This is a genomic window from Pseudomonas sp. P4_C1 (assembly GCF_056402155.1).
The window spans coordinates 15,426-41,216 of the sequence record NZ_JBFUHY010000039.1 but is presented as its reverse complement, the minus strand read 5'-3'; the positions used below and the strand labels follow the sequence as shown (position 1 = coordinate 41,216).

Annotated in this window: 13 protein-coding genes; 8 read left to right on the top strand and 5 right to left on the bottom strand. The window is 61.1% G+C overall.

The window, feature by feature from the left end; genetic code table 11:
- The 5 genes from AC1DU9_RS19480 to AC1DU9_RS19460 all read left to right on the top strand — a co-directional run.
- The coding region (locus tag AC1DU9_RS19480; RefSeq protein WP_477810649.1) for an efflux RND transporter permease subunit at positions 1–2,174 on the top strand (2,174 nt) is incomplete at its 5' end.
- Positions 2,175–2,292: 118 nt separating this feature from the next.
- On the top strand, positions 2,293–5,400 hold the full coding sequence (locus tag AC1DU9_RS19475) for an efflux RND transporter permease subunit (RefSeq protein WP_223462886.1): 3,108 nt from the start codon (positions 2,293–2,295) through the stop codon (positions 5,398–5,400).
- Positions 5,397–6,878 carry an efflux transporter outer membrane subunit gene (locus tag AC1DU9_RS19470; RefSeq protein WP_477810648.1) on the top strand — a complete coding sequence of 494 codons (1,482 nt, stop codon included), beginning with the start codon at positions 5,397–5,399 and terminating at the stop codon, positions 6,876–6,878. The genes AC1DU9_RS19475 and AC1DU9_RS19470 overlap by 4 nt, the downstream gene beginning before the upstream one ends.
- A gap of 296 nt (positions 6,879–7,174) precedes the next feature.
- Positions 7,175–9,292 (top strand): putative bifunctional diguanylate cyclase/phosphodiesterase, encoded by a 2,118-nt coding sequence (locus tag AC1DU9_RS19465; RefSeq protein WP_223462884.1) that lies wholly within the window; start codon positions 7,175–7,177, stop codon positions 9,290–9,292.
- 85 nt (positions 9,293–9,377) lie between these two features.
- Complete coding sequence (locus AC1DU9_RS19460) at positions 9,378–10,124, top strand: SDR family oxidoreductase (protein WP_223462883.1); 747 nt, start codon at positions 9,378–9,380, stop codon at positions 10,122–10,124.
- 150 nt (positions 10,125–10,274) lie between these two features.
- On the opposite strand, the gene mapR is transcribed toward AC1DU9_RS19460, so the two are convergent.
- Both mapR and ccoG read right to left on the bottom strand, forming a co-directional pair.
- Entirely contained in the window at positions 10,275–11,684 is a 1,410-nt protein-coding gene (mapR, locus tag AC1DU9_RS19455; protein WP_223462882.1) for a GntR family transcriptional regulator MpaR, read from the bottom strand.
- A 98-nt stretch (positions 11,685–11,782) separates the two neighbouring features.
- Positions 11,783–13,195: a cytochrome c oxidase accessory protein CcoG gene (gene ccoG / locus AC1DU9_RS19450; protein ID WP_223462881.1), complete on the bottom strand. Its 1,413-nt coding sequence runs from the start codon at positions 13,193–13,195 to the stop codon at positions 11,783–11,785.
- A 536-nt stretch (positions 13,196–13,731) separates the two neighbouring features.
- Here ccoG and AC1DU9_RS19445 point away from each other — a divergent pair.
- From AC1DU9_RS19445 to glgB, 3 genes are all read left to right on the top strand, one after another.
- Positions 13,732–15,726 (top strand): alpha-1,4-glucan--maltose-1-phosphate maltosyltransferase, encoded by a 1,995-nt coding sequence (locus tag AC1DU9_RS19445; protein ID WP_223462880.1) that lies wholly within the window; start codon positions 13,732–13,734, stop codon positions 15,724–15,726.
- 167 nt (positions 15,727–15,893) lie between these two features.
- Positions 15,894–19,235 carry a maltose alpha-D-glucosyltransferase gene (gene treS, locus AC1DU9_RS19440; protein WP_477810647.1) on the top strand — a complete coding sequence of 1,114 codons (3,342 nt, stop codon included), beginning with the start codon at positions 15,894–15,896 and terminating at the stop codon, positions 19,233–19,235.
- Between the two features lie 2 nt (positions 19,236–19,237).
- A complete protein-coding gene (gene glgB / locus AC1DU9_RS19435; protein WP_223462878.1) occupies positions 19,238–21,469 on the top strand; it encodes a 1,4-alpha-glucan branching protein GlgB in 2,232 nt (743 codons plus the stop codon).
- A 151-nt stretch (positions 21,470–21,620) separates the two neighbouring features.
- Here the strand turns inward: glgB and AC1DU9_RS19430 are convergent, their stop codons facing one another.
- From AC1DU9_RS19430 to glgX, 3 genes are all read right to left on the bottom strand, one after another.
- Positions 21,621–22,421 (bottom strand): endonuclease/exonuclease/phosphatase family protein, encoded by an 801-nt coding sequence (locus tag AC1DU9_RS19430; RefSeq protein WP_223462877.1) that lies wholly within the window; start codon positions 22,419–22,421, stop codon positions 21,621–21,623.
- 78 nt (positions 22,422–22,499) lie between these two features.
- Entirely contained in the window at positions 22,500–23,258 is a 759-nt protein-coding gene (locus AC1DU9_RS19425) for a PIG-L deacetylase family protein (RefSeq protein ID WP_223462876.1), read from the bottom strand.
- A gap of 215 nt (positions 23,259–23,473) precedes the next feature.
- Positions 23,474–25,636 (bottom strand): glycogen debranching protein GlgX, encoded by a 2,163-nt coding sequence (gene glgX, locus AC1DU9_RS19420; RefSeq protein ID WP_223462875.1) that lies wholly within the window; start codon positions 25,634–25,636, stop codon positions 23,474–23,476.
- Positions 25,637–25,791 lie beyond the last annotated feature (155 nt).

Sequence of the window (25,791 nt, the reverse complement as noted above, 5' to 3'; positions counted from 1 at the left end):
CCGACAACCTGCCGGCCGGCCTCGACGTGGTCGTGCTGACCGACCGCACCCAGACCATCCGCGCCTCGGTCAAGGACGTGCAGCACGAATTGCTGATCGCCATCGCCCTGGTGGTGATGGTCACCTTTCTGTTCCTGCGCCGCGCCAGTGCCACGATCATTCCGTCGGTGGCCGTGCCGCTGTCGTTGATCGGTACGTTCGGCGTGATGTACCTGGCGGGGTTCTCGGTCAACAACCTGACCCTGATGGCCCTGACCATCGCCACCGGCTTCGTGGTAGACGATGCGATCGTCATGCTGGAAAACATTGCGCGCTTCATCGAAGAGGGCGACAGCCCGCTGAACGCGGCGCTCAAGGGCGCCAGGCAGATCGGTTTCACGTTGATTTCCCTGACGTTGTCGCTGATCGCCGTGCTGATCCCGCTGCTGTTCATGGCGGACGTGGTCGGGCGGCTATTCCGCGAATTTGCCATCACCCTGGCGGTGGCGATTCTGATTTCCCTGGTGGTTTCCCTGACCCTGACGCCGATGATGTGTGCGCGGTTGCTCAAGCGTGAACCCAAGGAAGCAGAGCAGGGCCGCTTCTACCGTGCCAGTGGCGCGTTCATCGACTGGATGATTGCCGCCTACGGACGCAAGTTGCAGTGGGTGCTCAAACACCAGCCGCTGACCTTGATGGTGGCCATTGGCACTTTGGCGCTGACGGTATTCCTGTACATGGTGGTGCCCAAGGGCTTCTTCCCGGTGCAGGACACCGGCGTCATTCAGGGGATTTCCGAAGCGCCGCAATCGATTTCCTTCGCCGCCATGAGCGAGCGTCAGCAGGAGCTGGCCAAGGTCATTCTGGCCGACCCGGCCGTCGAGAGCCTGTCCTCCTACATCGGTGTGGACGGTGACAACTCGACCCTCAACAGCGGTCGTTTGCTGATCAACCTCAAGTCGCACCACGACCGTGACCTGAGTGCAACGCAAGTGATTGCCCGCCTGCAACCGGAGCTGGACAAGCTGGTCGGCATCCGCCTGTTCATGCAGCCGGTGCAGGACCTGACCATCGAGGACCGGGTCAGCCGCACGCAGTACCAGTTCAGCATGTCGTCACCGGACTCGGAGCTGCTGAGCCTGTGGAGCGGGCGCCTGGTCGAAGCCCTGGCCGACCGCCCGGAATTGACCGACGTCGCCAGCGATTTGCAGGACAAGGGCCTGCAGGTCTATCTGGTGATCGACCGCGATGCGGCGTCGCGGGTCGGGGTGTCGGTGTCGAACATCACCGATGCGCTGTACGACGCCTTCGGTCAGCGGCAGATCTCCACGATTTATACCCAGGCGAGCCAGTACCGCGTGGTGCTGCAATCGCAGTCCGGCGAGAAGATCGGCCCGGATGCGTTGAACCAGATTCACGTCAAGACCACCAATGGCGGTCAGGTACGCCTGTCCAGCCTGGCGCATATCGAGGAGCGTCAGGCGCAACTGGTGATCACCCACATCGGCCAGTTCCCGGCGGTGATGATGTCCTTCAACCTCGCGCCGGGCGTGGCGTTGGGGCATGCGGTGCAGATCATCGAGCAGGTGCAGAAGGACATCGGCATGCCGATTGGCGTGCAGACCCGGTTCCAGGGCGCGGCCGAGGCTTTCCAGGCGTCGTTGTCGAGCACCTTGCTGCTGATTCTGGCAGCGGTGGTGACCATGTACATCGTGCTGGGCGTGCTCTACGAGAGCTACATCCACCCGATCACCATTCTCTCGACCTTGCCCTCGGCGGCGGTCGGCGCGTTGTTGGCGTTGATCCTGAGCGGCAACGACCTGGGCATGATCGCGATCATCGGCATCATTCTGCTGATCGGCATCGTCAAGAAGAACGCGATCATGATGATCGACTTTGCCCTCGACGCCGAGCGCAATCAGGGCATGGACCCGCAGACGGCGATCTATCAGGCCGCGCTGCTGCGTTTCCGGCCGATCCTGATGACCACCCTGGCAGCGTTGTTCGGTGCCGTGCCGTTGATGCTCGCCACCGGTTCCGGCGCAGAACTGCGCCAGCCGCTRGGTCTGGTGATGGTCGGCGGCCTGTTGCTGAGCCAGGTTCTGACGCTGTTCACCACGCCGGTGATCTACCTGTATTTCGACCGTCTCGGTCGGCGATTTGGCAAGACCGGCGCTCAGGAGACGGCGGTATGACGGCCTGCATAACCTGTGGGAACGAGCTTGCTCGCGATGAGGCCCGTAAGTTCAACATCATTGCCGGCCGACCCACCGCTATCGCGAGCAAGCTCGCTCCCACAGTGGCGCAACAGCGATGAACCTTTCGGGACCTTTCATCAAGCGCCCGGTCGCGACCATGTTGCTGAGCCTGGCGATCATGCTGCTGGGCGGCGTGAGCTTCGGCTTGCTGCCCGTATCGCCGCTGCCGCAAATGGACTTTCCGGTGATCGTGGTCCAGGCCAGCCTGCCCGGGGCAAGCCCCGAGGTGATGGCGTCGACGGTGGCCACGCCGCTGGAGCGCTCTTTCGGCGCCATCGCCGGGGTCAACACCATGAGCAGCCGGTCCAGCCAGGGATCGACCCGGGTGATCCTGCAATTCGACCTGGACCGCGACATCAACGGCGCGGCGCGGGAAGTGCAGGCAGCCATCAATGCCTCGCGCAACCTGCTGCCCAGCGGGATGCGCAGCATGCCGACCTACAAGAAGGTCAACCCGTCCCAGGCGCCGATCATGGTGCTGTCGCTGACCTCGGATGTGCTGGAAAAAGGCCAGCTCTATGACCTGGCCTCGACGATCCTGTCCCAGAGCCTGTCCCAGGTGCAGGGCGTCGGTGAGGTGCAGATCGGCGGCAGTTCCCTGCCTGCGGTGCGTATCGAACTCGAACCGCAGTCGTTGAACCAGTACGGCGTGGCCCTGGACGATGTGCGCAACACCATCGCCAATGCCAACGTGCGCCGGCCCAAGGGCTCGGTGGAAGACGATCAACGGCTGTGGCAGGTCCAGGCCAACGATCAGTTGGAAAAAGCCAAGGACTACGAGTCGCTGATCATCCACTACAACGGTGGCGCAGCCCTGCGCCTGAAGGATGTGGCCAAGGTCAGCGATGGCGTCGAGGACCGCTACAACAGCGGCTTCTTCAACGATGACGCGGCGGTGCTGCTGGTGATCAACCGGCAGGCCGGCGCCAACATCATCGAGACAGTCAACGAGATCAAGGCCCAGTTGCCGGCGTTGCAGGCGGTGTTGCCGGCCAGCGTCAAGCTGAACCTGGCCATGGACCGTTCCCCGGTCATCAAGGCGACGCTTCACGAGGCGGAAATGACCCTGCTGATCGCCGTGGCACTGGTGATTCTGGTGGTGTTCCTGTTCCTCGGTAACTTCCGCGCCTCGCTGATTCCGACCCTGGCGGTGCCGGTGTCGCTGGTCGGCACCTTCGCGGTGATGTACCTCTACGGTTTCTCGCTGAACAACCTGTCGCTGATGGCGCTGATCCTGGCCACCGGGCTGGTGGTGGACGATGCCATCGTGGTGCTGGAGAACATATCCCGGCATATCGACGAGGGCGTAAAGCCGATGAAGGCGGCATACCTCGGCGCCCAGGAAGTTGGTTTTACCTTGCTGTCGATGAACGTGTCGCTGGTGGCGGTGTTCCTGTCGATCCTGTTCATGGGCGGGATCATCGAAAGCCTGTTCCGCGAATTCTCCATCACCCTGGCGGCGGCCATCGTGGTCTCGCTGCTGGTGTCGCTGACCCTGACGCCGATGCTCTGCGCCCGCTGGCTCAAGCCGCACACGCCGGGGCAGGAGAACCGCCTGCAACGCTGGAGCCGGCGAACCAACGACTGGATGGTTGGTAAATACGCCACCAGCCTCGACTGGGTGCTGCGTCACAAGCGCCTGACGTTACTCAGCCTGTTCGTGACAATCGGCGTGAACATCGCGCTATATGTGGTTGTTCCTAAAACATTTATGCCGCAGCAGGACACAGGCCAGTTGATCGGTTTCGTGCGCGGCGACGACGGCCTGTCGTTCAGTGTGATGCAGCCGAAGATGGAGATTTTCCGCCGGGCGGTGTTGAAGGACGAGGCGGTAGAAAGCGTCGCCGGGTTCATTGGCGGTAACAACGGCACCAACAACGCCTTCATGCTGGTGCGCCTCAAGCCGATCAAGGAACGCAACATTTCCGCGCAAAAGGTCATCGAGCGTCTGCGCAAGGAGATGCCCAAGGTCCCTGGTGCACAGCTGATGCTCATGGCGGACCAGGACCTGCAATTCGGCGGCGGCCGCGAGCAGACCTCGTCGCAGTATTCCTACATCCTGCAAAGCGGTGATCTGGGGTCGTTGCGCGAGTGGTATCCGAAAGTCGTCACCGCGCTCAGGGCCTTGCCGGAGCTGACGGCGATCGATGCGCGGGAAGGCCGGGGCGCCCGACAAGTGACGCTGATCGTCGACCGCGACCAGGCCAAGCGCCTGGGTGTCGACATGGATATGGTCACGGCGGTGCTGAACAACGCCTACAGTCAGCGACAGATTTCGACCATCTACGACAGCCTCAACCAGTATCAGGTGGTGATGGAGGTCAATCCGAAATACGCCCAGGACCCGATCACTCTCAAGCAGGTCCAGGTGATCACCGCTGATGGCGCGCGGATTCCACTGTCGACCATCGCCCATTACGAAAACAGCCTGGAAAACGACCGGGTCAGCCACGAAGGCCAGTTCGCGTCGGAAAGCATTGCCTTCGACATGGCCGAAGGCGTGACCGTGGAGCAGGGCAGTGCCGCCATTGAACGAGCGATTACCAAGGTCGGCCTCCCGGAAGACGTGATCGTGAAAATGGCCGGCACCGCCGACGCCTTTGCCGCCACGCAAAAGAGCCAGCCGTTCATGATTCTCGGCGCGCTGGTGGCGGTGTATCTGGTGCTCGGCGTGTTGTACGAAAGCTACATTCATCCGCTGACCATCCTGTCCACCCTGCCGTCGGCCGGGGTCGGCGCATTGCTGTCGATCTATGCGCTGGGCGGCGAGTTCAGCCTGATTTCATTGCTGGGGCTGTTTCTGCTGATCGGCGTGGTGAAGAAAAACGCGATTCTGATGATCGACCTGGCGTTGCAGCTGGAACGAAACCAGGGGATGGCACCGCTGGAATCGATTCGCAGCGCCTGCCTGCAACGTCTGCGACCTATTCTGATGACCACCCTGGCGGCAATCCTCGGTGCCTTGCCGTTACTGCTGAGCCGTGCCGAAGGGGCGGAAATGCGCCAGCCGCTGGGCCTGACCATCATCGGCGGGCTGATCTTCAGCCAGGTGCTGACGCTTTACACCACCCCGGTGGTTTACCTCTATCTCGACAAACTGCGCCATCGCTTCAATAAATGGCGTGGGGTGCGTACCGATGCTGCTCTGGAAACTCCGCTATGACTGAACGTTCGCTTTTCAACCTGGCTGCACCGCTGCTCATGGCCCGAGGCTCGCGTTTGTTGAGCCTGTCACTGTGCGTGGCAATGCYCAGTGCCTGCGCCGTCGGTCCGGATTACCAGCGCCCGAAAACCGCGGAACCTGCGCAGTACAAGGCCGCAGAGGGCTGGCGTCAGGCCAATCCGAGCGATGCCCTGGCGCGCGGCGCATGGTGGGAGTTGTACGGCGACCGGCAGCTCAACGGCCTGATCGAAAAACTCAACAGCTCGAATCAGACCGTTGCCCAGTCCGAAGCGCAGTACCGGCAGGCCCAGGCCTTGGTGCGCAGCGCACGCGGGGCGTTTTTCCCGACGGTCGACCTGAACGTCAGCAAGAACCGTTCAAGCCAGGGCACCGGCAGCAGCAGCTCCAGCCTGAGCAGTTCATCCAGCGGTATTCGCAACACGTATTCCGCCCAGGCGGGCGTCAGTTGGGAAGCGGATGTATGGGGCAAGCTGCGCCGGGGGCTCGAAGCCGACACCGCGAATGCCCAGGCGAGCTTTGCCGATCTGGCGGCCATGCGCCTGAGCCAACAGTCGGAGCTGGTGCAAAATTACCTGCAACTGCGGGTGATCGATGGCCAAAAGCGCTTGCTCCAGGACACGGTCGAGGCTTATCGGCGTTCGCTGAAGATGACCGAGAACCAGTACCGCGCCGGCGTATCGGGCAAGGACGCGGTGGCCCAGGCCCAGACACAGCTCAAAGGCACCGAAGCCGATATGGTCGACCTGATCTGGCAACGCGCCCAGTTCGAGAACGCCATTGCCGTGCTGATCGGCCTGCCGCCTTCGGAGTTCAGCCTGGCGGAAAGCCAGGACATCCCGCAGTTGCCGCAAGTGCCGCCGGCCTTGCCTTCACAGTTGCTGGAGCGGCGCCCGGACATTGCTTCCGCCGAGCGTTCGGTGATGGCCGCCAACGCCAACATCGGTGTGGCCAAGGCCGCCTATTACCCCGATCTGACACTGAACATGAACGGCGGTTACAGCAGCAGCACCTATTCCAACTGGATCAGCCTGCCGAACCGCTTCTGGTCGGTGGGACCGCAATTGGCCGTGACTCTGTTCGACGGCGGCCAGCGCTCGGCGGAAGTCGACCGCAGTGAAGCGGCCTATGACGAAACGGTGGCCAAATATCGCCAGACCGTGCTGGACGGATTCCGCGAAGTGGAAAACTTCCTGGTGCAGCTCAAGGTGCTTGAAGACGAGGCCGTCGTGCGCCAACAGGCCCTGGATGCCGCCCGTGAATCGCTACGCCTGACCCAGAACCAATACAAGGCCGGTTTGATTGCCTACATAGACGTAGTGGTGACCCAGGCGGCGGCGTTGAGCAATGAGCGCAGTAACCTGGACCTGCTGCAAAACCGCCTGATTGCCAGCGTGCAGTTGATTGCCGCGTTGGGAGGTGGCTGGGATGGGCAGCTTGAGGTGAGCGAAAACCGATAGCGCAATCCCTGTGGGAGCGAGCTTGCTCGCGATGGCTGCGTCACATTCAGCATGGATGTTGCCTGGCCCACCGCTATCGCGAGCAAGCTCGCTCCCACAGGTTTTGTACTCTTGACGCCTTCCTTGTGGCTGGCGCCAGCAGTTAATGTTTTACCTTAAAACAAGCGTTTCATCGGACTGGTGGCCCTTTGCTCATTTTGTGAGTGCGTTCTCAATTGGAATCAGTACAATCGCCGCATTTGCCCCCCACCCGAGATTGAATGCCATTAACAAGGGGGCGTTCGCGAGAAGTCTCCATGCTCATCGGCAGCTATTCCCCCACCCTGGTCATCATTTCCCTCTGTGTTGCGATTCTCGCCTCATACACCGCACTCGACCTGACCGGACGCATTGCCACTGCCAAAGGCCGCGCCGTGCATTTTTGGACCGCGGGCGGGGCCATTGCCATGGGCATCGGCATCTGGTCGATGCACTTTATCGGCATGCTCGCGTTCAAGTTGCCGATCGATCTGGGCTACGACGGTACGATCACCCTGTTGTCGCTACTGATCGGCGTGCTCTCCAGCGGTTTTGCGCTGTGGCTGGTCAGCCAACCGCAATTGCCGGCCTGGCAGCTGGCCTTTGGCGCGTTGGTCATGGGCGCCGGCATCAGCGCGATGCACTACACCGGCATGGCCGCCATGCGCATGCAACCGGGCATCGACTACGATCCGACGCTGTTCGGCGCTTCGCTTCTGATCGCGGTCGGTGCATCGGGCGCGGCATTGTGGATCGCTTTCCGCCTGCGCCAGCACACGCCTTATGTCCGGCTGATCCGTGGTGGTGCCGCGGTGATCATGGGTATCGCCATCGTCGGCATGCACTACACCGGCATGGCCGCCGCACGCTTTGCCGATGGCAGTTTTTGCGGGGCAGCGGTCAATGGCCTGAGCGGCAACGGCCTGGACAACCTGGTGCTGGTCACCACGCTGGCGGTGCTGAGCATCGCTTTGCTGACCTCGATCCTCGATGCGCGCCTGGAGGCCCGCACCGCGAGCCTGGCCGAGTCGCTGACCGAGGCCAACCGTGAACTGACCCAACTGGCGCTGCACGACACCCTGACCGGGTTGCCGAACCGGATGTTGCTTGCCGATCGTATCGATCAGGCCATGTCGCGGGCTCGGGAAGAGGGTGGCTGCTTTGCCCTGATGTTCATCGATCTGGACGGCTTCAAACCGGTCAACGATGCCTTTGGCCACCATACGGGTGATTTGCTGTTGCGCGAAGTGGCCTTGCGCCTGCGCGAAGACTTGCGTAGCCAGGACACCCTGGCGCGGATCGGCGGTGATGAGTTCGTGTTGCTGGTGCAATTGAGCGAGCAGATCGACGCCTTGAACCTCGCGGCCCGCCAGGTCGGGCTGATCGCGCGGGCGTTCCGGGTTGCCGAACATGATTTGCATATTTCCGCCAGCGTCGGCATTGCGCTCTACCCGGGTAATGGGCAGTCCGCCCACGAGTTGCTGATGAACGCCGACGCGGCGATGTATCACGCCAAGGGCGCGGGTAAAAACGGCTACAGTTTTTTCGATGCCTCGATGAACAGCAACGCCCGCAAACAGCTGCAATTGCTGCAGGACTTGCGCAATGCCGTGGAACAACAGGAATTCAGCCTGTATTACCAGCCCAAGTTCGACGCCGCCAATGGCCGTCCGGTGGGCGCCGAGGCCTTGTTGCGCTGGGAGCACCCCACGCAAGGGATGCTGTTGCCGGATACATTCATCGAGCTTGCAGAAAAAACCGGGCTGATCATTCCGATCGGCGAATGGGTGCTCAACGAAGCCTGCCGCCAGATGCGCGAGTGGTACGTGTCGGGCTACACCGATTGGCGCATTGCGGTGAACCTTTCGGCCATCCAGTTTTGCCATTCCGGGCTGGTCCAGAGCGTCGCCAAGGCCCTGGCGACTCACCATCTGCCGGCCAACAGCCTGACCCTGGAAATCACTGAGACCACCGCCATGAGCGATGCCGATGCGAGCATGAGGGTGCTTCAGGAGCTGTCGGAAATGGGCGTCGATTTGTCCATCGACGATTTTGGCACTGGTTATTCGAGCTTGATGTACCTCAAGCGCCTGCCGGCCAACGAACTGAAGATCGACCGCGGTTTTGTCCGCGACCTGGAGCACGACAGCGATGACGCCGCCATTGTTTCGGCCATCGTCGCCCTTGGCCAGGCGTTGGGGCTGCGCATCGTCGCCGAAGGCGTGGAGACGGGTGTGCAGCAGGACTTCCTGACGCAGCTCGGTTGCGATTCATTGCAGGGTTACCTGCTGGGGCATCCGCTGCCGGCTGCAGGTTTCATGGTGGAAATCCATCGCGGGGAGCAATTGGTCGAGCAATTGAAAGCCAGTGCCGAGCGCGAAATGTCGATGACATGACAGCTGACGTGAAGCCATGCAAAAACCGTCAATGGCGGTTATTCTTGCCCCCGACCGCTTAAGCTTCGATTGGGGGAAAGCTCGCATGGACAAAGTCATCGTCATCACCGGCGGTAGCCGCGGCATTGGTGCCGCCACCGCTCTGTTGGCCGCCGCGCAGGGCTATCGGATCTGCATCAACTACCAGGCTGACGAAAAGGCTGCGCTCGGCGTGCTCGAGCAAGTCCGCACCCTCGGTGCGCTAGCCATTGCGGTACGGGCCGATGTCAGCATCGAAGACGAAGTCATCGCGCTGTTCCATCGGGTAGACAGTGAACTGGGCCGGGTCACCGCGCTGGTGAACAACGCCGGCACCGTCGGGCAAAAGTCCCGGGTCGACGAAATGTCCGAGTTCCGCATTCTCAAGATCATGAAAACCAACGTCCTGGCGCCGATCCTTTGTGCCAAGCACGCGATCCTGCGCATGTCGCCCAGACACGGCGGGCAGGGCGGCAGCATCGTCAACGTGTCTTCGGTGGCCTCGCGTTTGGGCTCACCCAATGAATATGTCGACTACGCCGCCTCCAAAGGTGCGCTGGACACCTTCACCATCGGTCTGTCCAAGGAAGTGGCGGGCGAGGGAATTCGGGTCAACGCCGTGCGCCCGGGCTACATCTACACCGATTTCCATGCCTTGAGCGGCGATCCGGACCGGGTCAGCAAACTGGAATCGGCGATTCCGATGGCCCGGGGCGGGCGTCCGGATGAGGTGGCGGAGGCGATTGTCTGGTTGCTGTCGGACAAGGCTTCTTATGCGACGGGGACGTTTGTTGATCTTGGTGGTGGGCGTTAGTTCCTGAGACAGACGTTGTCTGCTCTGGCCTCATCGCGAGCAAGCTCGCTCCCACAATGGATCTCAACTGCTCACAAATCTTGTGTGTACGGAGAAACCTGTGGGAGCGAGCTTGCTCGCGATAGCCATTTATCAAACGACATGGCGCTGTCAGAACGAGCGCACAATCCGCCCGAGCGTCTCCATCGCCTTTTCCGCAGCCTCATCCCAAGGGCTCCCATAATTCAACCGAATACAATTCCTGAACCGCTGCGCCGGTGAAAAGATCGGCCCCGGCGCAATGCTGATTCCCTGCGCCAACGCCATCTGAAACAACTTCAGCGAATCCATCTGCTCCGGCAATTCCAGCCACAAAAAGTACCCGCCCGCCGGTTGGCTGACCCGCGTTTGCGCGGGAAAATAGCGGGCGATGGCGGCGAGCATGGCGCTTTGCTGGTCTTCCAGCGCGTGGCGCAATTTACGCAGGTGCCGGTCGTAGCCGCCGTGTTGCAGGTAATCGGCGATGGCGGCCTGGGCTGGCATCGAGGCACAGAGTGAGGTCATGAGTTTCAGTCGTTCGATTTTCTGCGCATAGCGCCCGGCGGCAACCCAGCCGATGCGGTAGCCGGGGGCCAGGCTCTTGGCGAACGAGCCGCAGTGCATCACCAGGCCTTCGGTATCAAAGGCCTTGGCCGGTTTCGGTGCTTGCTGGCCGTAATACAGTTCGGCGTAGACATCGTCTTCGATCAGCGGCACCTGGTGGCGGCGCAGCAGTTCCACAAGCTGCTGTTTCTTTGCCTCGGGCACGGTTGCACCCATGGGGTTCTGGAAGCTGGTCATGCACCAGCAGGCCTTGATCGGATGGCGCTCCAGGGTTTGCTCGAGCACACCGAGGTCAATGCCGTCGCGCGGGTGCACGGGGATTTCCACGGCCTTGAGCTTCAGGCGTTCGAGCACTTGCAGGCAGGCGTAGAACGCCGGGGCTTCGATGGCTACCAGGTCGCCGGGTTGGGTCACCGCTTGCAGGCACAGGTTGAGGGCTTCCAGCGCGCCATTGGTGATCAGCAGTTCTTCCATGGGCAGCATCAGCCCGCCGACCATGTAGCGCAGGGCGATTTGCCGGCGCAGCTGCGGGTTGCCCGGCGACATGTCGGTGACCACCATGCGCGGGTCCATCTCGCGGCTGGCGCTGGCCAGGGAGCGGGACAAGCGTTGCAGGGGAAACAGGGTCGGGCTGGGGAACGCCGAGCCGAAGGGCACGGTGTTCGGGTCCTTGATCGAGTCCAGCACCGAGAACACCAGTTCGCTGACGTCGACTTCCGTTGACTCGTTGACCTCATTGCTGATCACCGGCTCGGAAAACGGCCGGGGTGCGTGGGCGTTGACGAAATAGCCGGAGCGCGGACGGGCGCGGATCAGTCCACGACGTTCCAGCAGGTAGTAGGCCTGGAACACCGTCGACGGGCTGACACCGTAGGTCTGGCTGGCGTAGCGCACCGACGGCACACGCTGGCCCGGGCCGAGGACGCCGGAGCGGATCAGTTCTGCGATGTCGTCGGCGAATTTTTCGTAGCGTTTCATCGAGTGCCCGGAAGGTTGTCATTCAAGAAAATCGAGGTGAGTTCATCGCGGGCAAGTCGAATCGTCGCACCGCGATGGCAGCAACACAGTCTAAGGGCTCAGCGATTCATCGGCGCAACAAACCGGCTCTTCGCCACGCTGTAGACGTCGGGCTCATCGCTGTCGACCACCTTGAAGCCGATGCTCTGCGAACTGCTGGCCGGCCGCTCCGAGAGCATCGCCACCGACACCGGCACATCGACAATCTCCCCCGGCGCCAGGCTCAACCCGGTCTTGCCCCGCAACTCGAAACCATCGGCATCGACCAGGCGCAATTGGTAGTCCTGACGCTGCTGGGTCTTGTTGATCACCTTCAGACTGTAGATGTTTTCGATCTGCCCCTGGCTGTTCTCGCGGAACAGGCCACGGTCCTTACTGACGTCGAGCGACACCATCGGCCGTTCCACCAGGGCCACCACCAGGGCGGCGATCATCACCAGCAGCACGGCGGTGTAGCCGATCAGGCGCGGACGCAGCAGTTGGGTCTTGCCACCCTGCAACTGATGTTCGGACGTATAGCTGATCAATCCTCGGGCGTAGCCCATTTTGTCCATGATCGAATCACAGGCGTCGATGCACGCGGCGCAACCGATGCACTCCATCTGCAAGCCATCGCGAATGTCGATGCCGGTCGGACAGACCTGTACGCAGAGCTGGCAATCGATGCAATCGCCCAAACCGGCCTCGGCGGGTTTGACTTCGCGTTTGCGCGGACCACGGTTTTCACCTCGGGCCACGTCGTAGGAAATGGTCAGGGTGTCCTTGTCGAACATCACGCTCTGGAACCGCGCGTAGGGGCACATGTGCATGCAAACCGCTTCACGCAGCCAACCGGCATTGATGTAGGTGGCGCCGGTAAAAAACAGCACCCAGAACAGGCTGACGCCACTCATTTGCAAGGTCAGCAGCTCTTCGGCCAGTGGCCGGATCGGTGTGAAGTAGCCAACGAAGGTCAGGCCGGTCAACAGGCTGATGACCAGCCACAAGGTGTGCTTGGCCGCTCGACGCATCAGTTTGTTCAGGCCCCACGGCGCGGCTTGTAACTTGATCCGCTGGTTGCGCTCGCCCTCGGTGATCTTCTCGCACCACATGAAGATCCAGGTCCACGAACTTTGCGGGCAGGTGTAGCCGCACCAGACCCGTCCCGCGAACACGGTGATCGCAAACAGGCCGAAGGCGGCAATGATCAACAACGCCGAGAGCAGGATGAAATCCTGCGGCCAGAAAGTCGCGCCGAAGATATGGAATTTGCTTTCGGAAAGATCCCAGAGCACCGCCTGGCGGCCACCCCAGTTCAACCACACGGTGCCGAAGAACAGCAAAAACAGAAAACCCGCACCGCTGATGCGCAGGTTGCGGAACAGCCCGGTGAAGCTGCGGGTATGGATGTGGTTGTCGCTGGATTTGGCCTTCATCTTCGGACGCAAAGGCTCGAATGTTTCTACGGTTCGGACGGGGATTCTCTCGCTCATGGTCTTTCGCTCATCAGCCTCCATCAGGCATGAGCACTATGAGTGGCGATCTGTTTGCATAACAGACTCAGGTATTGCATTAAAAAGCGGATCAGATGGTGCTGGACGCACGGCCTGCGACAACTTGAAGCACCCGCCGCAGAACGGTGCAAACGCCTATCCACAATAGCTGCGGCGGATGTTGATCAACGTCAGTCAAATCACCGAATCACTGGCGGTGGCTTTCAAATGCCGGCGTTGCGGCCGGGCTGGGCAGTGAGGCAGTGAGGCAGTGAGGCAGTGAGGAGACAGCGTTGGGGCAAACGGGAATGGATTGTTCATTGTTCAAACCTCCACTGGCACATGGCGTGAGTCGTGCTTAAGTAGGTGGACTAGTGGGTTAACCGCTGCGCCAAAGACTTGATTGCGCAAATTGCAGATGAAACTTTCCCGGCGACTGTCGCTCGGAACCTAAGTAAGTGCATCCCGGGGCGGACAGTCCAGCGGGATGGTGACCAGACACACGCGCGTCCATGGGGCGTCAGGAGAGAGGCTCGATGACGGCTGAAAAACCGACTGAGTTGAGCTACAACCCGCACATGCCGCTGTCGCAGGCGTTGTTGCTGCCGCGTATCGTCATGGAAAACATCATGCCGACCCTTGAAGGCGGGCAATTCGCGGTCAAGGCCGTGGTGGGGCAGGACGTGGTGGTGACCGCCAAGGTGTTTGCCGACGGGCATGACAAACTGGCGGTTCGCGTGCGTTGGCGGGCCGAGGATGAGGACGTCTGGCAAAGCGCGGTCATGGACGATCTGGGCAACAACGGTTGGCAAGGGCAGTTCCGTGTCGACAGCCAGGGCCGTTATCTGTTCTGTATCGAAGCCTGGATCGATCAGTTCGCCAGTTTTTGCTACGAACTGGAAAAGAAGCATACGGCGGCGGTGCCCGTCAGCCTGGAGCTGCAGGAAGGGCGAATTCAAGTGCAACAAGCCGCCGAGCGCAGCGAAGGGCCACTCAGCGAGCAACTGGCGGCCTTGCACCATGAGCTGTCAGGACTGCTCGAAGCCGAGCAGGTCGCGCTGTTTTTGCACCCGCGTAGTGCCGACCTCATGGCCCGCGCGAATCATCGTGCTTTCCTGAGCCTGAGCCCGGAGTACCCGGTGGATGTGGAGCGCGAACTGGCGCAGTTCGCCAGTTGGTATGAGTTGTTCCCGCGTTCGATCACCGACAATCCGGCGCGCCACGGCACCTTCAATGACGTGCATTCACGGCTGGCGATGATTCAGGACATGGGCTTCGACGTGCTGTATTTCCCGCCGATCCACCCGATCGGGCGCAGCTACCGCAAAGGCCCGAACAACTCCCTGACGGCGGGCCCCGATGATCCGGGCAGTCCTTATGCAATCGGCAGCGAAGAGGGCGGGCACGAGGCGATTCACAAGCAGTTGGGCACGCGCGAAGACTTTCGCCGACTGGTGGCGGCCGCCGCGGCCCATGGCCTGGAAATCGCCCTCGACTTCGCCATCCAGTGTTCCCAGGACCACCCTTGGCTCAAGCAACACCCCGGCTGGTTCAACTGGCGGCCGGACGGCACGATCAAATATGCCGAGAACCCACCGAAGAAATACCAGGACATCGTCAACGTCGACTTCTATGCCCCCGAGGCGATTCCGGGCCTGTGGGTGGAACTGCGCGACATCGTGGTGGGCTGGGTCGAGGAGGGTGTGAAGATCTTCCGCGTCGATAACCCGCACACCAAGCCTTTGCCGTTCTGGCAGTGGCTGATCGCCGATGTACGGGCGTTGTACCCCGAGGTGATCTTCCTCGCTGAAGCCTTTACCACCCCGGCAATGATGGCGCGCCTGGGCAAGGTCGGTTATTCCCAGAGCTACACCTATTTTACCTGGCGCAACACCAAGGCCGAACTGGCGACCTACTTCACTGAACTCAACGAATCGCCATGGCGCGAATGCTACCGGCCGAACTTTTTCGTCAATACACCGGACATCAACCCGGCGTTCCTCCATGATTCAGGGCGCCCCGGGTTCCTCATCCGCGCCGTGTTGGCGACCATGGGTTCAGGCTTGTGGGGCATGTATTCGGGTTTCGAGTTGTGCGAGTCGGCGCCGGTGCCGGGCAAGGAGGAGTACCTTGACTCCGAGAAGTACGAGATCCGCCCCAGAGACTTCAACGCGCCGGGCAACATCATTGCCGAGATCGCCCAGCTCAACCGCATTCGCAGGCAGAACCCGGCGTTGCACACACATCTGGGACTGAAGGTCTACAACGCCTGGAACGACAACATCCTGTACTTCGGCAAACGCAGCTTTGACGGCGGCAATTTCATTCTGGTGGCGGTCAGCCTCGATCCGCACAACGTACAGGAAGCGAGCTTTGAGTTGCCGTTGTGGGAAATGGGCCTGCCCGATGACGCCAGCACCCAGGGCGAAGACCTGATGAATGGTCATCGCTGGACCTGGCACGGCAAGCAGCAATTCATGCGGATCGATCCGGCGTACCAGCCGTTCGGGATTTGGAGGATAACTGCTTAAACGCAAAACCTGTGGGAGCGAGCTTGCTCGCGATAGCAATTTTGTGGGCAACCTCTTTGTTGAATGTTCAATTGTCATCGCGAGCAAGCTCGCTCCCACAGAAATCTCATTGCGTTTGACTCGAGTGATCAGCCCGGCGGAACTTTCGAATTCACCAGGAGTTTCACATGGCGAAGAAACCCAAGGCAGCCACGTTCATCAAGGACCCGCTCTGGTACAAGGACGCGGTGATCTATCAAGTTCATGTCAAATCGTATTTCGACTCCAACAACGACGGAATTGGCGATTTTCCCGGCCTCATCGCCAAGCTCGACTACATCGCCGACCTTGGGGTCAACACCATCTGGTTGTTGCCGTTCTATCCCTCGCCACGGCGCGATGACGGTTACGACATCGCCGAGTATCGCGGCGTGCACAGTGACTACGGCACCATGGCCGATGCCAGGCGTTTCATTGCCGAGGCACACAAACGCGGCCTGCGGGTGATCACCGAACTGGTCATCAACCACACTTCCGACCAGCACCCGTGGTTCCAGCGCGCACGCAAGGCCAAAAAGGGTTCGGCCGCCCGGGACTTCTACGTGTGGTCCGATGACGATCAGAAATACGACGGCACCCGCATCATTTTCCTCGACACCGAAAAGTCCAACTGGACCTGGGACCCGGTCGCCGGCCAATACTTCTGGCACCGCTTCTACTCCCACCAGCCGGACCTGAATTTCGATAACCCGCAAGTCATGAAGGCGGTGCTGTCGGTGATGCGTTACTGGCTCGACATGGGCATCGACGGCTTGCGCCTGGACGCCATTCCTTATCTGATCGAACGCGACGGTACCAACAACGAGAACCTGCCGGAAACCCACGACGTCCTGAAAAAGATCCGCGCCGAAATCGACGCCAACTACCCCGATCGCATGCTGCTGGCCGAGGCCAATCAATGGCCGGAGGACACCCAGTTGTACTTCGGTGACACCGATAAAAAAGGCTTGAATGGCGACGAATGCCACATGGCCTTTCACTTTCCGTTGATGCCGCGCATGTACATGGCGCTGGCTCAGGAAGATCGCTTCCCGATTACCGACATTCTGCGCCAGACCCCGGATATTCCGGCCAATTGCCAGTGGGCGATTTTCCTGCGCAACCACGATGAGCTGACCCTGGAGATGGTCACCGACAAGGAGCGCGACTACCTGTGGAATTACTACGCTGCCGACCGCAGGGCGCGGATCAATCTGGGGATTCGCCGCCGTCTGGCGCCTTTGGTGGAGCGCGACCGCCGTCGGGTCGAGCTGCTCAATAGCCTGCTACTGTCGATGCCCGGCACGCCAACCCTGTACTACGGCGATGAAATCGGCATGGGCGACAACATCTACCTCGGTGACCGCGACGGCGTACGCACGCCGATGCAATGGTCCATCGACCGCAACGGCGGTTTCTCCCGCGCCGACCCGGCCAGCCTGGTGCTGCCACCGATCATGGACCCGCAATATGGCTACCTGTCGGTCAACGTCGAAACCCAKGCTGGCGACCCGCATTCGCTGTTGAACTGGACCCGGCGCATGCTTGCCGTGCGCAAGCAATCCWAGGCCTTCGGGCGCGGTACGTTGAGGATGCTTTCACCCAGCAACCGACGGATTCTGGCCTACACCCGTGAATACACCGGGGTGGATGGCAAGCACGAAGTCATTCTGTGCGTGGCCAATGTGTCGCGCAGTGCCCAGGCCGCCGAGCTGGATTTGTCGGCCTACGTCGGCATGGTGCCGGTGGAAATGCTCGGGGGTAACGCGTTCCCGCCGATCGGCCAGCTGAATTTCCTCCTGACGCTGGCGCCCTACGGCTTTTACTGGTTCGGCCTCGCCGCGGAAAACCAGATGCCGAGCTGGCACGTGGAGCCCGCACAAAGCCTGCCGGACTTCACCACGCTGGTGCTGAAAAAACGCATGGAAGAGCTGCTCGAAGCGCCGTCACGCACCATGCTGGAGCAAAGCATCCTGCCGAACTGGTTGCAGAATCGCCGCTGGTTCGCCGGCAAGGACGCCGCCATTGAACGGGTCGATCTGGCCTATGGCGTGCGTTTCGGCGATCCGCAGCATCCGGTGCTGTTCAGTGAGATCAATGTCACCAGTGCTGGCCAGGTCAGTCGCTACCAGTTGCCGTTCGGCTTTATTTCCGAGGATCAGGTCGGTACTCCGTTGCCGCAGCAGTTGGCGTTGTCGCGGGTACGGCGTGGACGTCAGGTCGGCCTGATCACCGATGCCTTCAGCCTGGACACCTTTGTGCATGCCGTATTACAGGGCATTCAGGCCGGCACCGTGTTGGCATCCAGTGATGGCGACATTCGCTTCGAGTCCACCGCGGAACTTGAAAAACTCGGCCTCAATGCCGAGTCCCCGGTGCGCTACCTGTCGGCCGAGCAGTCCAACAGCTCGGTGGTGATCGGCAACAGCCTGGTGCTTAAACTGATCCGCAAGGTCGCCTCAGGCGTGCATCCGGAACTGGAAATGAGCGCGTATCTGACCAACGCCGGGTTCGGCAATATTTCGCCATTGCTGGGGGCCGTGGTGCGCCGGGATGCGGCAGGTGAAGACAACCTGCTGATGATCGCCCAAGGCTATCTGAGCAATCAGGGCGACGCCTGGGAGTGGACGCAGAACAACCTTGAGCGGGCGCTGCGCGATGAGCTGGCCGACGCCGTGTCCGAGCAGGAACAACACTACAACGCCCTCGGCGAACTGAAAGATTTCGCCGGTATGCTCGGTCGGCGCCTGGGGGAAATGCATCAGGTACTGGCAGCGCCGAGTGTCAACCCGGACTTCCTGCCGCAGGTCACCACGCAGAAAGAAGCTCAGGCTACGGCCAAGGATGTTGCGGCACAAATCGAGCATGCATTGAGCTTGCTCGAGCAGCATAAAAATCAACTGAACACGGCGGACCAGACCCTGGTCAGCCGTTTACAGGACAACAAAAAAGTCATTCTCAGTCATGTGCAAGAGTTGGGCAAAAAGACCGCGGGCGGCTTGCGTATTCGCGTGCACGGCGACCTGCATCTGGGGCAGGTGCTGGTGATCAAGGGCGATGCCTACCTGATCGACTTCGAAGGCGAACCGGCGCGACCATTGCATGATCGACGGTGCAAACACAGCCCGTACAAGGATGTCAGCGGTGTGCTGCGTTCCTTCGACTATGCGGCGGCGATGGCGATCAATGTGCAGAGCCTCGATAACACCTCGTCAGCCGCTGCCGCGCGCTTGCGGGTCACCGATCGCTACTTGAGCGAGGCGCGGCAAGCATTTGTCGACGCTTATCGGCTAGCGGCAGCTACTCTTGCCCATGCATGGCAAGATCCCGAAGGCGAGGATGCCGCGCTGGCGTTGTTCGGTCTGGAGAAGGCGGCGTACGAAGTGGCCTATGAGGCGGAAAATCGCCCCACCTGGTTGCCCGTCCCGTTGCACGGTTTATATGGATTATTGAGTGGGCTTAAACCCTTTTCCGATCTTGGTGGAGAGTAGTCATGAGTGTCTCGAACAAGGAACAGGGTCATCACAAAGAAGCGCTGCTGCCCAGCGCGCGGGATATCGACGCATTGGTGCGCGCCGAGCATATCGACCCTTTTGCGATTCTCGGCCCTCACGCCGATGGCGTCGGCGGGCAGTTCATTCGCGCTTATCTGCCGGGCGCCCTGAGTGTAGAAGTGCTGGCCCGGGACTCGGGCGAAGCGCTTGGGAATCTTCAAGCCACAGAGACACCGGGGTTGTTTGTCGGGCATTTCCAGCGTGCGCTGGCGTATCTGCTGCGCACCCGTTGGGCCGGCGGCGAGCAAACCGCGGAAGATCCTTACAGCTTCGGCCCGTTGTTGGGCGAAATGGATTTGTACCTGTTTGCCGAAGGCAATCACCGCGACCTCAGTGCGTGCCTGGGCGCGCAACTCAAGACTGTGGACGGCGTCGACGGCGTGCGTTTCGCAGTGTGGGCGCCGAATGCCCGGCGGGTGTCGGTGGTCGGTGATTTCAACGTCTGGGACGGACGCCGGCATCCGATGCGCCTGCGTCATCCCACTGGCGTCTGGGAGTTGTTCATCCCGCGTCTGCGAGCCGGGGACACCTACAAATACGAGATTCTCGGCGCCCACGGCATTCTGCCCTTGAAGGCTGATCCCGTGGCACTGGCCACCAGCCTGCCACCGGACACCGCCTCGAAAGTCGCTTCACCCTTGAACGTCGACTGGCAGGATCAGGACTGGATGCTGGCCCGGAGCGACCGCCACCGGGTGACTGCGCCCTTGTCGATCTACGAATTGCACGCCGGCTCATGGCAATGTGAGCTGGATGACCTGGGCGAAGTGGCCCGCCAGTACACCTGGCCCGAATTGACCGAGCGACTGATTCCCTATGTAAAAGACCTGGGTTTTACCCACATCGAACTGATGCCGATCATGGAGCACCCGTTCGGCGGTTCGTGGGGCTATCAGTTGTTGTCGCAATTCGCGCCGAGTGCGCGGTATGGCACGCCGGACGAGTTCGCCGCCTTCGTCAACGCCTGCCATGTGGCCGGGCTCGGGGTGATCCTCGATTGGGTGCCGGCGCATTTCCCCACCGATACCCATGGCCTGGCCCAGTTCGACGGCACGGCGTTGTACGAGTACGGCAACCCCCAGGAAGGTTTCCACCAGGACTGGGACACGCTGATCTACAACCTGGGGCGCACCGAAGTGCACGGCTACATGCTGGCGTCGGCGCTGCACTGGCTCAAGCATTTCCACGTTGACGGCCTGCGGGTCGATGCGGTGGCCTCGATGCTGTACCGCGACTACTCGCGCAAGGCTGGCGAATGGGTGCCGAACCGCCATGGCGGGCGAGAGAACCTCGAAGCCATCGACTTCCTGCGCCACCTCAATGACGTAGTGGCCCTGGAAGCGCCTGGTGCATTGGTCATCGCCGAAGAATCCACCGCCTGGCCGGGTGTCAGCCAGGGCACGCAACAGGGCGGCCTGGGCTTTGCCTACAAATGGAACATGGGCTGGATGCACGATTCGCTGCACTACATCCAGCAAGATCCGGTGTACCGCGCCCATCACCATAACGAGTTGAGTTTCGGCCTGGTGTATGCCTGGTCCGAGCGCTTCATCCTGCCGATTTCCCATGATGAAGTGGTGCACGGCAAACACTCGCTGATCGACAAGATGCCCGGCGACCGCTGGCAGAAATTCGCCAACCTGCGGGCCTACCTGAGTTTCATGTGGGCGCATCCGGGCAAGAAATTGCTGTTCATGGGCTGTGAGTTCGGCCAGTGGCGCGAGTGGAACCACGACCAGCAGCTGGACTGGTACCTGTTGCAATACCCCGAGCACAAGGGCGTGCAGAAACTGGTGTCTGACCTCAATCGTTTGTACCGCGAAGAGCCGGCGCTGCACGAGCAGGACGATGTGCCGCAGGGTTTCCAATGGCTGATCGGCGATGACGCGATCAACAGCGTTTATGCGTGGCTGCGCTGGAGCAAGGACGGCCGGCCTGTGCTGGTGGTGGCCAACTTTACGCCGGTGCCGCGCGAGGCTTATCGCGTCGGGGTGCCGTTTGCCGGGCAGTGGAGTGAAGTGCTCAACAGCGATTCGTCGATCTATGCCGGTTCCAACTACGGCAACAGTGGCGGGGCGGTGGCCGAGGAAACGCCGAGCCATGGGCAGGCGTTGTCACTGGTGCTGAATTTGCCGCCGTTGGCGGTGTTGATGTTAAGGCCGCAGGGCTGATCCGAAGTCGGCGGTGCTGCTATTCGCGAGCAGGCTCGCTCCCACACTGGATTGATGTCGTACTCAAAACCCGTGTGGGAGCGGGCCTGCCCGCGAAGGGGCCGGTGCAGTCGACGCCGACATTTGGCGCCTGGCAATGAATGGCGGTGATTCAGAGATGCACTTCCACCGCCAACGGCAAATGGTCGGACAGGTGCGTCCACGGCTTGTGCCCGAGTATTTGCGGCTCATGGCTGCTGGCGTTGCGCAGGTAGACGCGGTCCAGGCGCAACAAGGGAAACCGCGCGGGGTAGGTTTTGGCCGGGCGGCCATGGTGGCGTTCGAAGGCTTCGTGCAGATAATCGCGACGGGCCAGGGCGGCATTGCCCTGCAGCTGCCAGTCGTTGAAGTCGCCGGCAATGATCACCGGCGCATCATCCGGCAGGGACTCGAGGAGTTGGCAGAGCAACTGCAACTGCAGCTGGCGATGACTTTCCAGCAGGCTGAGGTGCACGCAAATGGCATGTACTTCGTTATGTCCCGGCACGTCCAGTACGCAGTGCAGCAAGCCGCGACGTTCCGGGCCGGTAATGGAAACATCCAGGTTTCGGTACTCGCGGATCGGGTATTTCGACAGCAAGGCATTGCCATGATGACCGTCGGGATAGACGGCATTGCGTCCATAGGCGAAGTCGCCCCACATGCTGTCGGCGAGAAATTCGTACTGCGAGGTTTGTGGCCAATCGTTGTAGCGGGAGGAATACCGGTCGTGTTCGCCGACGACTTCTTGCAGAAACACCAGGTCTGCCGACGTACTGCGCACCGCTTCACGCAACTCCGGGAGGATGAAGCGCCGGTTGAGTGCGGTAAACCCCTTATGGGTGTTGACCGTCAGCACGCGAAGTCGATGAATCGCCGGGGGTGTGTTCAACGGCGTTGATTGGGCTAGCTGCCGTTTTGAATGACTGGCCACATCCACTCCTCTGATTCAGGGCTGCTTATGTATGCGACTGATGCGTCGGCAGGCAGTTCAGTCTGACGGGGTGCGCTTTCAAACCAACACGATTTCATAAGGCAAACGGATACGCTCGAGCAGCGCCCGTGGCAGCAATGGCGCGAGACCGATGGCCGGTTCGCCGTCGAGTTGGCTGGCGTAGGCGTGGATGGCGTGGCTCTTGCGGGCGACGGTCCAGGTATCGAGGCGCACCTTGCGTGCACGATGCCAGGGAATCAGCTCCCGGTCCCGTGCCGGCCAGTGCCAGGCCCAGAGCGGTACGTCGTTGTAGGATGCCCCTGCGTTGGCCGCCGCCCTGGCGCTGGCCCGGCCGACGGTGTCGTGGTCGACGTTGCCGTCCTCGCACCAGGTGCTGAACACCACATCACCGGGGCGCAGGTAGCGCGCGATGAATCGGGCGATCTGTTCTTCGTGTTCCACCAGGGCATTGTCGGTAAACCCGCCACGAATCCATTTCAGGCTGTGCATCGGCAAACCGAGTCGGCGGATGGCTTCCACGCTTTCCTGGGGACGAAATACGCTGAGCCGTTTTTCCGACCACTGCCGAGAGCCTGGATGGCTGGCGCTGCCGTCGGTGATCGAGATCAATTGCAGCGGGTGGCCCAGGTTGCTGAGCAATTGCAGCAGGCCGCCGCAGGTCACGACCTCATCGCCGGGGTGCGGGGCAATGAGCACCGCGCGTGCGCCGGTGGGCACCAGGGATTGGGTGCTGATGACCGGGATGCTGTCCAGTTGCGGGGCACTGTTCCAGACTTGTGATGCCAGGCTGGCTTCGCTGACGGAAACGGATTTCATGGGGATTACGTCCTTGTTGTGTTTCGCCTTCAGTCGTGCGCGAGTCAAGCCCGGCCGACCCGTGAGGGCTGGTGGATAGCGTGGTGCGACAAGCCCGACCCTTGATGGCCGCGAATCGAGTATTGCTCATGTAACGCTATTCGTCGCATCGCGAACTTAACCAATATGATTTTTCCGCTCTACGGCAGTGGCGCCGTGATTTTTCAACCTCGTCGTTACTCTTCTTCCTCATGCTGCAACTCGAACAGCAGCAACGAACGGCCGGTGACCGAGTACTCGTGGCCAAACTCGAAGCGCTCCTGGCCGTGGATCGACGGCTGGTTGGTGTCGATCATGCACGTCCAGAAACCACCGTCAGGCACTTCCGGTAGCCGGAAATTGACGATGTCGTGATGCGCGTTGACCACCAGCATCAACGTTGCGTCGGCGCCTTTGCGGCGAATGCCGGTTTCCTGGGCGCGACCATCAAGCAGCATGCCCAGGCAACGATTGTGCGCATCGTGCCAATGTCTGGTGGTCATTTCCGTGCCGTCCGGCGCCAGCCAGGTCACGTCCTTGACGCCGATGTCCTCGTTGTAATTACCCACCAGGAAACGCCCGCGCCGCAGGATCGGATAGGTCAGGCGCAACTTGATCAGGCGTTTGACGAACTTGAGCAGGGCCTTGCCGTCTTCGCTGAGGTCCCAGTTGACCCAGCCTATCTCGCTGTCCTGGCAGTACGCATTGTTGTTGCCGTCCTGGGTGCGGGCGAACTCGTCGCCAGCCACCAGCATCGGCGTGCCCTGGGCCAGCAGCAGGGTGGCGAAGAAATTGCGCATCTGCCGATGGCGCAATGCGTTGATGTCGGGATCGTCGGTGGGGCCTTCGACGCCGTGGTTCCAGGACAGGTTGTTGTTGCTGCCGTCCTGATTGTTTTCGTCGTTGGCTTCGTTGTGCTTGTCGTTGTACGACACCAGGTCGTTGAGGGTGAAGCCGTCATGGGCGGTGACGAAGTTCACCGATGAATAGGGGCGGCGACCACGCTGATTGAACATCTCGCCTGACGCGGTCAGGCGGCTGGCAAAGTCCGCCAGTTGGCCGTCGTCGCCTTTCCAGAAGGCGCGCACGGTGTCGCGGAACTTATCGTTCCACTCGACCCAGCCCGGGGGGAAGTTGCCCACCTGATAACCGCCGGGGCCACAGTCCCAGGGTTCGGCGATCAGTTTGACCTGACGCAACACCGGGTCCTGGCGGCAGGCCACGAGGAAACTGTGGCGCTCGTCGAAGCCATCGTGGTATCGCCCGAGGATGGTCGCCAAGTCGAAGCGGAAGCCGTCCACATGCATTTCCGAGGCCCAGTAGCGCAGGGAGTCGGTGACCATTTGCAGCACGCACGGATGGCTCAGGTCCAGGGTGTTGCCGGTGCCGGAATCGTTGATATAGAAGCGCTTGTCATCGGGCTTGAGGCGGTAGTAGGACGCATTGTCGATACCGCGCATGGACAGGGTCGGGCCTTGCTCGTTGCCCTCGGCGGTGTGGTTGTAGACCACGTCGAGGATCACCTCCAGATTGGCTTCGTGCAGGTGCGCGACCATTTCCTTGAATTCGGCGATCTTGCCACTGGCCAGGTAACGCGGGTCGGGGGCGAAGAACGCGATGCTGTTGTAGCCCCAGTAATTGGTCATGCCCTTGTGCAGCAGGTGCTGGTCATTGACGAAAGCGTGGATCGGCAGCAACTCCACGGTCGACACGCCGAGCTTGCGGATGTGCTCCATCACATCATCGACCATCAACCCGGCAAAGGTGCCGCGCAGGTTTTCGGGAACGGCAGGGTGACGCATGCTGAAGCCGCGCACATGGGTTTCATAGATGATTGTCTTGTCCCACGGCACGCTGACGCGATGATCGTGGCCCCAGGTGTGCGCCGGGTCGATGACCTTGCATTTGGGCACGAAGGGCGCGCTGTCCCGTTCATCGAAGCTGAGGTCGGCCTCGGGGTGGCCGATGGTGTAGCCGAACAGCGCTTCGGACCATTTCAGCTTGCCGACCAGTTGTTTGGCGTAGGGGTCGATCAGCAGTTTGTTGGGGTTGAAGCGATGGCCGTTGGCCGGGTCGTACGGACCGTACACGCGATAGCCGTAGATCAACCCCGGATGGGCGTCGGGCAGGTAGCCGTGATAGATCTCGTCGGTGTATTCGGGCAGTTCGATGCGTTCGAGTTCCACCTCGCCGGTGTCGTCGAACAGGCACAGTTCAACTTTGGTGGCGTGGGCGGAAAACAGCGCGAAGTTGACGCCCAGGCCATCCCAGGTGGCACCCAGCGGAAAGGGCAGGCCTTCGCGGATTCGCGTGGCTTCGGCACGCGGGGCTGGCGCTGAGGCTTTCTTCGGACTGGTCATAGGTACTCCCACAAATACTTGTCAGTACTGCAACCTGTGGGAGCGAGCTTGCTCGCGATAGCGGTGTGTCAGTCCACATGGGTGTTGAATGGTGGACCGATATCGCGAGCAAGCTCGCTCCCACAGTTTTTCAGGGCGAGCATTACCCAACGTGG

Bases quoted from the DNA above. Each gene is read 5' to 3' on its own strand.
- AC1DU9_RS19475 (WP_223462886.1), top strand. From the start codon at position 2,293: ATGAACCTTTCGGGACCTTTCATCAAGCGCCCGGTCGCGACCATGTTG.
- AC1DU9_RS19465 (WP_223462884.1), top strand. From the start codon at position 7,175: ATGCTCATCGGCAGCTATTCCCCCACCCTGGTCATCATTTCCCTCTGT.
- AC1DU9_RS19460 (WP_223462883.1), top strand. From the start codon at position 9,378: ATGGACAAAGTCATCGTCATCACCGGCGGTAGCCGCGGCATTGGTGCC.
- mapR (WP_223462882.1), bottom strand. From the start codon at position 11,684: ATGAAACGCTACGAAAAATTCGCCGACGACATCGCAGAACTGATCCGC.
- ccoG (WP_223462881.1), bottom strand. From the start codon at position 13,195: ATGAGCGAGAGAATCCCCGTCCGAACCGTAGAAACATTCGAGCCTTTG.
- AC1DU9_RS19445 (WP_223462880.1), top strand. From the start codon at position 13,732: ATGACGGCTGAAAAACCGACTGAGTTGAGCTACAACCCGCACATGCCG.
- glgB (WP_223462878.1), top strand. From the start codon at position 19,238: ATGAGTGTCTCGAACAAGGAACAGGGTCATCACAAAGAAGCGCTGCTG.
- AC1DU9_RS19425 (WP_223462876.1), bottom strand. From the start codon at position 23,258: ATGAAATCCGTTTCCGTCAGCGAAGCCAGCCTGGCATCACAAGTCTGG.
- glgX (WP_223462875.1), bottom strand. From the start codon at position 25,636: ATGACCAGTCCGAAGAAAGCCTCAGCGCCAGCCCCGCGTGCCGAAGCC.